Source organism: Burkholderia sp. RF2-non_BP3 (genome assembly GCF_001522185.1).
GTDB lineage: Bacteria > Pseudomonadota > Gammaproteobacteria > Burkholderiales > Burkholderiaceae > Burkholderia > Burkholderia diffusa.
On sequence record NZ_LOSU01000066.1, the window covers coordinates 22,518 to 35,583 of the forward strand.

General features: G+C 60.1%; 11 protein-coding genes and 2 pseudogenes. 2 read left to right on the forward strand and 11 right to left on the reverse strand.

What is annotated here, in order from left to right:
- Positions 1-22 precede the first annotated feature (22 nt).
- Complete coding sequence (locus tag WS45_RS29440; RefSeq protein WP_059702966.1) at positions 23-769, reverse strand: GntR family transcriptional regulator; 747 nt, start codon at positions 767-769, stop codon at positions 23-25.
- Positions 770-945: 176 nt separating this feature from the next.
- On the opposite strand from WS45_RS29440, the pseudogene WS45_RS35495 reads away from it, so the two are divergent.
- A pseudogene (locus tag WS45_RS35495) lies at positions 946-1,111 on the forward strand (IS3 family transposase); the annotation flags it as partial.
- A 442-nt stretch (positions 1,112-1,553) separates the two neighbouring features.
- Here WS45_RS35495 and WS45_RS29445 read toward each other — a convergent pair.
- The 10 genes and pseudogenes from WS45_RS29445 to WS45_RS29480 form a co-directional block, all read right to left on the reverse strand.
- The gene (locus tag WS45_RS29445) at positions 1,554-1,751 is read right to left on the reverse strand and encodes a hypothetical protein (RefSeq protein WP_059702968.1); all 198 of its coding nucleotides are present in this window, start codon (positions 1,749-1,751) and stop codon (positions 1,554-1,556) included.
- A 21-nt stretch (positions 1,752-1,772) separates the two neighbouring features.
- Positions 1,773-1,949 carry a hypothetical protein gene (locus WS45_RS35830; protein WP_179950411.1) on the reverse strand — a complete coding sequence of 59 codons (177 nt, stop codon included), beginning with the start codon at positions 1,947-1,949 and terminating at the stop codon, positions 1,773-1,775.
- A gap of 79 nt (positions 1,950-2,028) precedes the next feature.
- A complete protein-coding gene (locus WS45_RS29450) occupies positions 2,029-4,350 on the reverse strand; it encodes a nuclease SbcCD subunit C (RefSeq protein ID WP_059702970.1) in 2,322 nt (773 codons plus the stop codon).
- Complete coding sequence (locus WS45_RS29455; protein WP_059702972.1) at positions 4,338-4,859, reverse strand: hypothetical protein; 522 nt, start codon at positions 4,857-4,859, stop codon at positions 4,338-4,340. Before WS45_RS29455 ends, WS45_RS29450 begins: the two co-directional genes overlap by 13 nt.
- 193 nt (positions 4,860-5,052) lie before the next feature.
- The gene (locus WS45_RS29460; RefSeq protein WP_244139214.1) at positions 5,053-5,730 is read right to left on the reverse strand and encodes a hypothetical protein; all 678 of its coding nucleotides are present in this window, start codon (positions 5,728-5,730) and stop codon (positions 5,053-5,055) included.
- Positions 5,731-5,798: 68 nt separating this feature from the next.
- A complete protein-coding gene (gene ltrA / locus WS45_RS34380; RefSeq protein WP_082722075.1) occupies positions 5,799-7,505 on the reverse strand; it encodes a group II intron reverse transcriptase/maturase in 1,707 nt (568 codons plus the stop codon).
- Positions 7,506-8,120: 615 nt separating this feature from the next.
- A pseudogene (locus WS45_RS29465) lies at positions 8,121-8,825 on the reverse strand (metallophosphoesterase family protein); the annotation flags it as partial.
- An 80-nt stretch (positions 8,826-8,905) separates the two neighbouring features.
- A complete protein-coding gene (locus tag WS45_RS29470; protein ID WP_059534655.1) occupies positions 8,906-9,391 on the reverse strand; it encodes an NADAR family protein in 486 nt (161 codons plus the stop codon).
- A 169-nt stretch (positions 9,392-9,560) separates the two neighbouring features.
- The gene (locus WS45_RS29475) at positions 9,561-10,835 is read right to left on the reverse strand and encodes a recombination directionality factor (RefSeq protein WP_059534653.1); all 1,275 of its coding nucleotides are present in this window, start codon (positions 10,833-10,835) and stop codon (positions 9,561-9,563) included.
- Positions 10,832-11,185, reverse strand: coding sequence for a DUF7696 family protein (locus WS45_RS29480; protein WP_244139213.1), 354 nt, complete (start codon positions 11,183-11,185; stop codon positions 10,832-10,834). The genes WS45_RS29475 and WS45_RS29480 overlap by 4 nt, the downstream gene beginning before the upstream one ends.
- Before the next feature lie 530 nt (positions 11,186-11,715).
- Between WS45_RS29480 and WS45_RS29485 the strand changes: the two genes are divergently transcribed.
- The gene (locus tag WS45_RS29485; protein ID WP_059534649.1) at positions 11,716-12,324 is read left to right on the forward strand and encodes an AcaB family transcriptional regulator; all 609 of its coding nucleotides are present in this window, start codon (positions 11,716-11,718) and stop codon (positions 12,322-12,324) included.
- The last annotated feature ends 742 nt before the right edge of the window (positions 12,325-13,066 follow it).

Below are 13,066 nucleotides of genomic sequence, written 5' to 3' on the forward strand. Positions count from 1 at the left end.
TCGATGCCCGGAGGCGGGGCGGTTACGCCGGTCCTCTTACCCTCGGTGGTGCATACGGCACGCTATCCGGCCTTTTCGCGGTGCGTGCATGTTTCAGGCGTTCGGCCGTCATCGTTCGAACGGCAACACGACTGCCTTCAATGTGTCGCGCGATCAGGGCAATGGCGCGGTCCTTGTCACCAGCACGGATCGCGTCGAGGATGGCGATGTGTTCGTCGTAGGTTTCGTCGATGCAGTCGCCGCGTACGAGGTCGAGGCGCCGCACGACGCGAATGCGGTCAGTCACACGCTGCATCACGCTGGTGAGTTCCGCATTGTCGGCAGCCCAGATGAGCGCCTGGTGAAAGGCTTCGTCGAGCGCCACCATTTCTCGTCCGTTACGAAGCCGCTGAGCGGGCGGCACCGTCCAGACATGCTCAAGCCGCTCCAGCAAGGGCAAGACGTCAGGTTGTACGGCGCCGTCTTGGTCAAACAGCTTCGACACGGCAAACGTCTCGATCAGCTGACGCATTTCGTACAGATCGTCGAAGCGCTTGAAATCGATCGGCACGACTTCCCATCCGCCCCTGACGTAACCGCGCATGAGTCCGTCGCTCTGCAGGCGCAGCAATGCCTCTCGCGCGGGCGTGCGCGACACGCCGAAGCGTTCTGCGATGCTGGCTTCCGTGACGCGATCACCGGGCAGTAGATGCATGTCGAAAATGTCCTCGCGGACGCTGACATAGACGAGGTCGGCGCGCGATGACGGCGTGGAGTCTGGGGCGTTCACGCGTTAGGTATAGACAAATAGGATGAAAGAAACGTGCATATCTGGTCCAGTCAGATTGGAGGATCTGGTGGCATCTTCGGCCGATGCGGAACCGATTTGATTGTCAACTGAGAAATTATGCCTGACTCGTGGCCCCAAGGAAGAGTCGTGGAATTCATCGGTAGCCCCATCCCCATCTGTACGATCCACGCTTCGCCACGCGCGAGCAGGAGCAGGCGCGGCACTCGATTAGCGAATACACCGAGATCTTCCACAACCGGCAACGTTCGCAGGCGAGCCTCAGATTACCAGTCACCGGTCGCATTCACTCAGCGCTTCTATCTGAATCAGGTCGCTGCTTAACCCGTTGGCCTCCACTAATTCCGTCCGATCTCACCCGTGTCGACGAACTACTGCCTTGGAATGTGGTCGACAGACTGACGTTGATCAGCTCGCATGGCACTGCCTGACTGCTTCATGGATCCAGATGGATCGTGCCCACGATCGTGGATCATGGGCACGATCTCACGTGATCCTCACGGAACTCCCCAAGCTCTCACATCATGCCCCGCGCGCGCGAATATGGAACTGGTCGCGCCGAGCCGCTTACCAATCCCCAACGTCTTGAAGCGTTTAAGAATTCCTAGTAGTAATCTTTCGACAGTCTTTATTCCCCCTGCCTTTCGTCCGCGTGATTACTTCGACTCCGATCGATCGCACCTTAGGTGCTGGGGAAGCAGAAAGGTTGTCGAAAATAAAAAAATGGCCCCACTCTCTTACGAGAGCGGAGCCGTTGGTCAGGGGTTTAGATGCAGGGCTTGGGGTGCCCGGCCGGAAAGGTGTGGACTTGGCCATCCTTGCAGATGACCGCGTCCATTCTCATGGGTGGCCGCTCATTCACGGCGTCCTGCGAAGCCACCGCGTAGCGCAGGGCAGGCACCGACGGCTCCGAACCGCCGTGCATTGCAATCAACAGCATCACCATGTTCGTCATCCCGTTCATCGAGCGATCCTCGTCGACGATTCAGAATGCCACGACAGCCGTAGCCGCCACCGTCACCCAACGCCCGTTGACCAGCACGTCGCACAGCCGCGAGCCGTTCAGCTCGTAGACGTGTTCCGTACCCATGCGAATGGGCTTCGGGCGGATCGAAATCGTGAGGCTTCGAATCAGAGCAGCCGGATTGGACTTCAGATTCATTGCGTTCCTCGAAAAGAAAAAAGGCGAGGAACGCCCCTGTGGGGAACGTTCCCCACCAGGGTTAAAAATGTGTGCTGCACTACCTCGCGAGTGCGGCCACGTCGATGACCGCATCGGCCTCCGCAATCAGGTCGGGCGTTTGCGAGATGAAAAACTCCCGCGCATACCCACCCTGACGCAGCACCTCGCGCTTCATACGTATGAACTGCACCTTGCGATCGGGATCAAGCGGTCCATCCGACTCGTCGCTGAACAGCGTCTCGTACGGTTGTCCCGCGTTACCCGCGTTATAAAGGGCGACGCCGCGTGTCAGGCATTCGTTGATCCACACCTTCTGACCACCGGACATCACGCCGACCGCTTTGCTGCTGTCGCTTTCGGCGTCGTGCACGAGGATTTCAAATCCCTCGCGCGTTTCACCGTTGGCCAACGTGCGCTGCGTCTGGATCTCGACCGTGAATCGCGTGCCGTAGCACGCGAGCAGCAGGTCGTTCACCGTCTGCGTCAGTGCCGGGCCAGCGTCGTCGATCGTCAGCGCGATCACGCCGTCATTGCCCAGCCCTTTCGCCAACAGCTTCCACTTCGCGATCTCGTCCGAGATGCGCTCTGCGAGTGCCTGCGTCGCCGAAAAACCCTCAAGCTCGCGCTCGAGCGTCACCAGCGTCGTTTCTCCCGTAGCCTGACTCCGGATCAATGCTTCGATCCTGGCGTCCAGCCCCGTACAGGTCTCACGTCGAGCGGCCAACTGGCGATCGACATCCGCAATCGCTTGCGCCACATCGACCAAAGCCAGGCGCGACACCTCGGCCTCGACCTCCCGCAACAAGCCGTTGAGCCGCGCCGTCTCGGTCTCCCGACGTTTCGACGCCTCGCCTCGCTCAACATCGAGCGATTCGAGTTCCGCGTGGCCCTGTCGCATCCCGTTTTCAGCTGCGTCGAGCAGCGGCTTTCGGGCAGCAAGTTCGGTAGCGCGTTGAAGCGCCTGCTGGGCAGCCGTGATTTCCGCATTGACGCGCTGCAGTTCCGCGCGCTTTGCAGACAACGCCGCGACAGCAGGTGCCAGTTGATCCAGTTCCGCCTTGTGGCCGCGGTACCGGCCCCGAAGGTCATTCAACGAGATGGTCTGGACGTCCACCTGCTGTGCCGCGCTCCTCGCTTGCGCGAGCAACGGGCACGTCACGTGAATATCCATCCCCGCACACGGCACCGATCCGATGACTGCCGATTGCTCAGTCAGGGTCTTGATCAGATCGGCTTTGGTCGTGCCCTCCGATTGCAGGCTGGAGAGCGTCGACCCGACGGTTACTGCCCGCAGTCGCTTCGCGTCGAGCTCGTCGATCGCGCGCTGCAGGGGTTCGATCAGAGCCTCGGCCTTTCCAAGACGAAGCTGCACCTCGTCACGATCTACTGCGGCGCTAAGAATGGGCTCACGCTGCCGAACAACCGCTACGTGGCCGGCGATCGTGTTACGAATCGTCGTCGCACGCTGCAAGAGCCGTTGCTGCTCCGCTTGTCCGTCATGCTCCAATACACGAAGCGAGGTCTGCAGCTCGGTCCGACGCGCACCCAGTTCTCCGAGCCGCGCCGCCGCACCTGCGTTCTCGCCTTGCTTGGCAACCAGCACGGCGTGCTGTTGCATCAGCGTTACGATCTCTGCCTGGGCTGTCGTGCGCTTCTCGCGCGCGGCTGCGATCTCCGAAACGTCCTTCGCGATCGCCTTGCGCGTTTGATCGACCCGCTCACGCTTTCCAGAAAACGCCGCGAGATCCTGCTGCACCACACCGAGTTGCCGGGCCAGCACCTTTGCGACATCTGCCGCCTTCGTCGACAAAGCGCGGAGGTGATCGATTTTCAGCAGCTGAGCGAGCAACGCCTTGATCTCGCTCGCAGCGTACGACGCCAGCGGTCGGCGGTTCTGCGCCGAAAACACGCTCGTGAAGAACGATTCGAGCGAACCGCAGATCGCATCGACACATCGATCGTAGGTTTCACCTTTGCCGTCCGACACGGTTCCGTCCGGCAGCGATACCGGCCGCCACTCACCATCGGTCGATTGATAGAACAGGAAGTAGTCCGCCTTGCCGGTCTTGCCAGGCTTGCGGAATGCGAAGGTTGATCGATAGCGCAAGCCATCGTGCTCCCATTCGAACTCCTTGCGCGCCTGCACCCCGCAGATGTGATCCCAGTACGAGAACGCATCGACCGAGAGCTTCGACGCGCGCGACGGCATGATCCGGTACGGATGGATGTTGTCCATAATCGTCGTCTTGCCGGCGCCGTTCGGCCCCGTCAACGCGATCAATCCGTTGGGCAGTGACGCCAGGTCGAGTTCAACACTGTCGCGTTTCATCCCGTCCCGCACGCCATGGAACCCTTCGAGCAACAGTTTCAGTGGTCGCATGACTGGATCTCCGGGAGCGTGATGGGCTGCAGATAGTCGTCAGGCAGGAATGGCACATCATCGTCGTCGATCGTCAGCGTCGGCTCGGGCCGGGAAGCGGGCTTGCCCAACGTGCCATCGACGGCGGCCTGCACTGTCCCACAGAGGCGACGGAACGCGTCCGACGTCTGCTTGAGCACCGAGTCCCAATCGGGACAACCCGTGAGGATCTGCAGCTCGCGACCTGACCATTGACCCGAGTACCCCGAGTCGAACGACCAGAGCAGGTTCTGCAGCTCGACGCCCGGCGTGACCACGATTTCGGCCTGGTCGGCTTCGATCACATGGGTCAGGACGAACAGGCCATCGCGTTGCGCGATGACGGCACCGCGCTGAACACCGAACGGTTGATGAAAGAGGGCTGCAGTGCACCCGCCGTGGTCGACAAGGCGCTTCTGCAACGACTTGGCGTCGGTGGACGCGGTATAGGATTGCGCCCAACGGACGCCAGCAGGATAGAGACCAAACATGAGCACACTCCAGAATTGAGACGGAGTGCGCCCCTGACGGGAACACGTCCCGTCCGGGTAGAAAGAAAATGGATGCAGCTGCTGCGTTCGATGCGCCAACGGGCGCGGGGTGAACCTTGTTTCGATAGCCACACGGGCTATCGGAACACGGCTGTGTTCGAATGGACGGAAGACGCTCCGTCGTTGAGCGGCATTACGCCGCGAACAGATCGTCGTTGAGCCAGGCCGGCTCACCGGCGCCCGTCGCAGCATCCACCCCGTGCGCCACCGTGGTGGCCAGCGACAGATCCGACGCGACGCTTGGCGCGCTGAACTGATCACCGGTGGACTCAGCGGTGTCGGCTAAACGCGCCAGGATCGCTTGCGCGATCGCGTCCGGTTCGCCAGTCTCGAGCAACTGCAGCCGATCAACCAGCGAGACCGCATCGACGTCGGCCAGCTCACACCAACGGGTCAACTTCGCGTCGACCGTCGGCGCCGTGCTGATCCCTTCTGCCCGGCTGCGCATGACAGGCAATACGCGAGGCTCAAGCTTTACGCCGGCGGCCGTCGAGAACATCGCTTCGATCGCCTTGCGGTCGACCAGCTGCTTATGCTCTTCATCGATCTGCCAGCGAATACGCACGAATTTCCCGGCGGATGCGGCTGCGAGTGCTTCCAGCTCGTTCGTGTCAGGCGGCCCGTCAAAAGCAACGGAGACCATTTCGCGGGAAGGCGTCGGGATCAACGTGGCACTTGCTTTGGAAGCCGACACGTCCCACGCCAGATAGCCCTTGTCGCCGAGCTCGCCGTAGTGGAACCGCCCGACCGATCCGGGATAGCCGACGACGCGTCCCTCGCGCTCCCACGTCTGATAGTCGGGTAGAGACAAGACCTCTCGGCCTCATCCCCCCCTAAGAACCGTACGTGCGAGTTTCCCCGCATACGGCTCAAGCCTCATCAAAGCCCTGTTTGACCAGAGCCGGCAGCTTCCCGAGAATTTTGGCTGTGGATTTGCCTGTGGCAATTCGGGTGGAGAAGCACAAGATTAGAGAAAGCGTCGTTTCCGCCATGAGCTTTCGGAAGGATATGGTGAACATGCCAGCCACTGTCCTTCGTAATTCGCTCATTGCAGTTGGAACACCTACCATCCTGCGCATACCAGAGCATCCGCAGACGATGCCGTCCCTGAAGACTTTCCTTCGTTGACAGACCGAGTCTGTCTTCGATGTACTGTTCCCCGCCAGGATCGTATGGATTCGCTTCTGCCCTGATCTTCACGTGCCGTCGAATGGGCGTATCACTGGCTTTCACCAATGAAACGAACCGGTCCACGCCACGGTCATCAGTCACCGATGTGCCAAACACCCAGTCTCGTCCCTTGACACGATGAAAGTAACGACCTTTCACCCAGCCGAGAGATTTGTTGGGGTGCCTGCGGCAAGCCCACTGCCAAAGCTGTTTCCAAATGACGTGGTCCACCTTGTTAAAGGTGTCCTTCGACACTTGATGACGATGATAGTTGGCCCATCCCCGAACTACTGGATTCAGCCGGTTGATCACCTCCATCTGCGTTGCAGGGCGGCTTGATTTGATGATTCCTCGCGCCTTTCGCAGAAAAGCCTGCACGTTCTTGGTCGCTGGTTTAATCAGCAACTTCGTTCCGTACTTACGAAAGTTCCAACCAAGGAAGTCAAAACCCTCTTCGATATGCACAATCTTCGTCTTCTCGTCGGACAGCGTTAACCCTCTCTCCGTCAAGAACCCTTCGATTGAGATTTTTGCTTCTTCGAGCACCTCTTTCGACGCGCCCGTGATCACGAAGTCGTCTGCATACCGTATCAGATTCACCTTTTTGGGATTGTGTTCCCCGTTGACACCTTTGTACTGCTTGATACCAAAGTGTGCCGCGAGAGCTCGCTGCATCCCGTCCAAAGTGAGATTCGCCAATAGCGGAGAGATGATGCCTCCTTGCGGAGTCCCCGCTACCGTCGAAAATTTCTGACCCTGCCATACAACGCCGGATTTCAACCACTTTCTGAGAATGCCTTTGTCCATGGGGACATTGGCCAGTAACCAGTCGTGGTCGATATTGTCAAAGCATCCAGCAATGTCTGCATCCAAGACCCACTGAGGTGAAACGCGTTTGCCGAGCGAAATAAAACATTGCTCAGCAGCGTCTCGACTCGCCCGCTCCCGTCGGAAGCCGTACGAGTTAGGATCCGCAGTGGTTTCCGCGATAGGTTCAAGAGCAAGCGAATGCAACGCTTGCATCGCTCTGTCGGCCATCGTCGGAATACCCAACGGGCGCAACTTGCCATTTGCTTTCGGGATAAATACCCGTCTCAAGGGTTGAGGCTTGTAACCCCTCTGCTTCAGAGACAACACAGCTCTGACTTTCGCTTCAGGCGTATCCCATACCGCGCCGTCTACACCTGAAGTACGTTTTCCATTCTCGGCCACTCGCTTCACAGCTACTGCCCTGCCATAAAACGAGTGAGTCAGGAGCCGTTGCAAGGCTTGCACCTTACCCCAGCGCCCTTCTTTAACTGCCTTCGCAATACGCATTTGCAGCCGTCTTACTGTTTGATGCGCGTCGCTCCACTTTATAGCGTGCCACGCAACCTCGCAGTCGGAGGCTGCACCAACCATTTTCATGGTCGTCATCTGCTTTTCCTCCGTTAAGAAGGTTCGTCAAACTCTCTTGCAAAGAGAGACCAGCCGGAAGTCTGCTCCCTTTCGGGCAGGATGATGTCGAGTTGCCTCTCAATCCCTATTCGTACCATTACAGTCCGACTTTCGCTTTCTCCGGCATCCCATACCCGCAACTCCGACAGCGTTCCTTACGGTTCGCCTGCCCTCTCAGGCAGAGCTACGGGCTTACCGTGTTTCACATAAGTAACACTGGAAGGTTAGGCGTCGGCCTTTTCCCGGTAGATTCACGTCCTCGTCTGGTCACACAAGAAGACCAGAACCATCTACACACCGTTTTGGTTGAAGCCCAGCATCTTTGGCTCCTTCACACATGACGAGATTTATCACCGATTCACTTACGTTCACCATACTCCCAAGCCTAGCGCCCCACCGCGTGATGCTCGCAGTTCCGCATCCCTCTCGCGAGGTTCGCTTCATCCAACCGGAATGGGCTACGTTGTCCAGATGGCTTCACACGCGGCCGTTACCGTCCACGCATGCATCTGTAGGCTACAGCTGGAGGAACAGCTGGTTCTGTCACGCAGGACTGCCGTGCAGAACAATTACTTATGCAACCTCACGTCGCACCTTGTGGATGTGACCGAGCATGAACGCCGAGCACTCCGCACCAAACAGCGCACCGAGGCTGAACTCGTGATCGAATCCTGCCATCGTGACGCCGTGTTCCGTCTGACAACCGTTCACCGTGCCATGCGACACTCCGATCGTCGGGACGCCCGCCGCTCGGAACATTGCATTGATCCGGCCAGCAGCGGCGAGGAACCCCGCGAGGGTGTCCGCGAGATCAGTCGATGCCGCCAGCGACCCGACGCGCAGCGCCAGCTCTGCTTTGTTCATCGTCGGAAGACAGGTAAAGATCGCTTCGGGCTCGCTGTACAGATGGTGTTGCACCTCGTCTTCGTCGAAAACCGGACCACGCGAGAACCAGAAGTTTCCGTCGTAAAGCGCCACCTGACAGACGCGGTCCGCAATGGCCACCGGATACCGCGCGCCCATCAGCGCGAAGTTGTCCAGCGTCCCCGGCGGCTCGTGCGAGAACGTGCCCTGCAGCATCAACACCGGCATCGCTTGTACGAGTCGGTGTACCTGCGTGGCGAGTGCGTTCAGTGCCGGCGCGTGGGCGTCGAGGCGATGGTCTGTTGAGTCACCGCTGATCACCGCCACAACGGCCTCGCTCGCAATAGCGTCACCCACCGCATGCGAGAAGCACCGGTCCGCCTCGTCGAGGTTTTCAGGTGCGTAATGCAGGTCAGAAAAATGCGCGATCTTCATCAACGCCTCCAGAAAAAGAAATGACTACCCGGGGGCAGCCAGATATAGGTTCGCGCCAGCACGCAGCGCAAGAAGGGAAGTCACGATCGAGAAAGCACATCGCGCACACGCATGAGCGTGTTGCCAAGCAGGTTCAGTCCCAGCCAGGCAGACGGATCGGCGATGCGCGGATCGTGTTCGCAGAGCCCCACGCCCCAGATCCGGTCATACGCGCTCGCCTCGACCAGGACTGACGTTCCCGTTGCGCGCAGCGCAGCCGCAAAAGCCTCGTTCTGTCGAAACTTCTCGCGACAGCCGACAAACATGATGGACTCGCGAATCTGCACCCAACGTGCATCGTCGAAGCCGTTCACGAAACGACCGAGGCGCTTCTGCTCGCGCGGTGACGTCGATGCGAGAATCGCTGCGGCAGTTGCGTGATCGTCAAACAGCAACGCCTTCGCGTACATAATGAACTGCTCGCCGCAGTTGAACGTCACCTCGTGATACGTAAAGCGGCACGGGTGCCAATTGCTGAACACGTCGACGGCGCCGAAAAACGCCGTGATATTGCCGATCCGGCGCATGAGATCCTCCAGAGAGATGAGTCAAGAGATGGCCGCTTGCGCGGACGATTTCGATGCGTGAGCCACGCGGTCGAAAGCACTTGAGCAAATCGCTTTGCTGAAGGACTCTCCGATACGCGCCATTGAGAAAAGAACACCGGCCCCGGAGGGCCGGCGAAAGGGGTGTCAGTTACGCGTTGCGGAACAATTCGACCGCCTCATCGATTTCGCGATGCAGTGAGTCCCGATCCTCGAGCGCCGTCGTCAGCCGCGCGAGCATCTTGTCGACGTCAGCGGGCCGCTCCGTCCAGCCGCGTCCGAATCGGAAGTGGCCGTAGATGCGAAACGACTTGCGTTGCTCTTCTTCAACGAAGCGAAGACGTTGCAGCAGGTCCTGCATGCGGTGGCGCTTCTCCTCCATCGCCTCGGGCGGGCCGTCACCGGCTTCGACCTGATCAGTGCGGCCGGCAGTGCTTTCGCCGTCCGCGGGGTGAAGCTGAATCACGGTACCGCCGGGATCGCTCTGCGTGGCCGTTTCCGATTCTTCGATAGCCAACCGCGTGTCCTCAGCGCCGTCGAGCAGTGCACCGATATCGATATCGGCATCGAGCACGGTGAGCATCTGCGGTTGCCGGACCGATTCGCCCTGATCGTTGATCCGTGTGATATCGAATTCGCGCTTCGAGATCCAAAACCGGGTTCCAGTCAGCTTGCCGCGGGCCAGCTGGACCGTCTTCATCGCCGCATACGCTTTCTGCAGCACGTAAATCGAGTTGGTAGGGAGCTCGATCAAGCCCAGACCCTTGATGTCGGGAATCGCGAAGATGAAGTGCGCGCCCAGATTGCACTGCCGGCTCTGGTATTGCGGGCATTGCTCCGGGTTGCAGATTCCGTCGGGAATCGCGTCGTCCTGACGGAAGATCACGTCTCGACCGCCGAAGTGTCGAAATGCTCGTTGCGCGCGCGGGTCGCGCTCGACCTTTGCGTACGTCTTGCAGTATCGGAGCCCATCGTGCCCGTACTCCGAGAAGTACTTGCGACCGCTGGTGCCCCATGCCGCCATCTCGTTGGGGATGTTCTGCATCCAGTCGTTGAAGGCGAACAACACCGGAAAGCGGTAGAGCCTGACACCCTGCCCGCGATCCTCGCCGTAGAGTCGAAGGATTTCGTCAGCGACGTCAGGGTTGTTGAAATCCGACCGGCGGCAGGTAAAGTAATCGGTATTGCGCGGTGCCAGCGTATTCCTGAGCCGGTAACGGGACTCGATCGCCTTGCCGATCGTCTCGAAGGAGTCGCCGGCAGCCACCATCGCGTCGTATAGAGCAACTGCATCAGGATTGCCCCGGGCGGCCGACGTCAGGACCTTGATGCCGGGCCGGATCTTCCCTATCACCGGCGGACGCATGGCCCGCTCTTCGACGACGCTCCGTACGGGGCCGCCGACCAAACTGACAACTGCATTCATGAAAGTTTCCTCGCAATTTTGGAGATCGCCTGGGTGCGCAACGCGTCTGCCGATTGCTCGAGCGCGTTGGCGGCCGCCTCTCCGCGGCGGTGGGCGACACTGGACAGAAAAATCCGGCGGTCGGAGTCGGTGAACATGCCGACTTGCGCCACTTCGCAACGTTCCCACCAGGCGGGTGACGTCGTGTCGGTGGCGGACCTCTTCTCGGCGATCGTTTGACTGATCACGTCGGCAATCCGGGAATCGAGACGATTGGGAAGCACACGTACCTCCAGAACAGAAAAAAGGACGAAAAAAAGCGCGTTCCTCGGCAGAGGAACGCGCTTCGTGGATTCGGTGAAATGACCCAAGCACCACGTCCCTTCCGGGGACGTGGTGCTCAGGGAGCCGGTCGGCTCATAGAGAGAACGTTAGGTCGTCCTCGCACAGCATGGTCACGCTGTGCTACAGCCCATTTTCGGAAGTGCCATTCCGACGCAGGTTCACGGCTCAGTCGACTACAGTCGTTCTACCCAGACAGAGGCATGGAGAGAGACACCCGATGTCCGGGTTCGAAAGACGTCGCGGCGCAAATGAATGCGGCCAGCAACGAGTTTCATGACTGAAATGGGGAGCGCGGGCGAGGCGCTCATCAGAAAGGAATTCCACACTGGTTGCCAACCAGTCGGAGCATGCCCATTGGCACGGCTTGTACAAAAGATGGACTTCGGCCAGCGAAGTCAAGGTCGATGCGTCAGGGACGCGAGAAGTAGAGTCAGTATCGCGAGTATTTGCGCGCGCGTTCCCCGAAAAGCTCACGAAAACAGCCACGCTTTTGCCGGTACACGCATCGGGTACCTCGCTCAGAATCATCGATGAGAGAGACCACCCGAAAAAAATCATGTCTGCCGTTCTCGAACCATCGCACGAAGGGCGCGGGCAACTCGACACGCCCACGCAAAGCACCCCACCCGCCGACGAGCCGCCAGTGCGCCTCGCCACGTCGACTGGATTGAAGCCAATCCAACGACTGACGAGCGACCGCCGTATCGACAAGATCGTGCCGGACTCCGACGCCGTCACGATCCTGCACTACAGCTCTGTCTTCGCTCGCACGTTTATCCGAAGTGACTACAACTTCTGCGCCGCCAAGATCGCCGTCGCCCGTGGCGGCAAGGTTCGGGCGGTCGAGACTGCCCTGCGCGATACCGCCGACTGGATGCGCAAGGCCACCACATGGGTCGAGCGGCACAACGCGCGCTCGCTGACGTTTCCGTACGAGCAGATCGAATTGAAGGTGACGCGGCCGCTCGCAGGCTTGCTGGTCAGGTGCCTGACCCAGTACGACCGCCTGTTCGTCGCGTCGATGGAAGCCCAACTCGCGGAGAAGATCACGCCGCAGGACCGAGCCAACATCCTCAAGAACGCCGAAGGCCGGATCCTGCACGTGAGAACCGTGTGCATCCCGGACAACGACCGATACGACGCCGACGGCACCGCGCGCGACTGACGCGACAGCACCCACAGCACGCCCCCATCGGCTTGACATTGGAATCCGGTGAATAAGCTCGTCTTGAGCCTGCCGCGCCTTCAAACGCTGTCGCGCGGTATGCCGATCATCCACGGAGGAAATCTTGAACATTCGAGAGATCCAGGCGCTACACGCCCAATACTCGTCGCAACCCGTCGTCATCGACATCAAGAGCCACGTGCGGGCACTCCCTGCTCCTGACCGGCAGGAATCGGCGCGCGAGCGCGTCACCGCTCGACTGTCTTCTGCCGGTCGAAAACTCTGCCGGCCGGCCACCATCGTCCTTGCCGTGGTATCGGGGGCCGGACTCACAGGCGTCTGCGCAGCGAAGCTCTGGCACGTGCTCCATACGCCGCATGCCGTTGCACACGTTGAGCGGTCGACCGCACAAACCCCGATCGCTGCGCCGACGGCCGCCGCGGCCTCCACGCCACCCGGGTCCCAACGGCAGCTCACCAGTGCGGCCTTTACCGAGCCAACCGAACGCACACCGGCGGGCTTGTCCCGAGTCGACGCGCAAGCACTGTGGACCGGGGAGGCTGGTGGATCAGCGGCGCAGGCAAGTGCCACTGCGTCCGTGACCGATCCGGAAAAGGCTGCCACGTCACCGATCCGAGCCGCGCGCGCGGCTTCGAACCCAGCCGCTGGCCAGCAACAGGTCGCAGCCGCCCAAAAGGTGCCCCCACCGCCGCCCGCAACGACCGCAGCGCCCGTCGCAGCA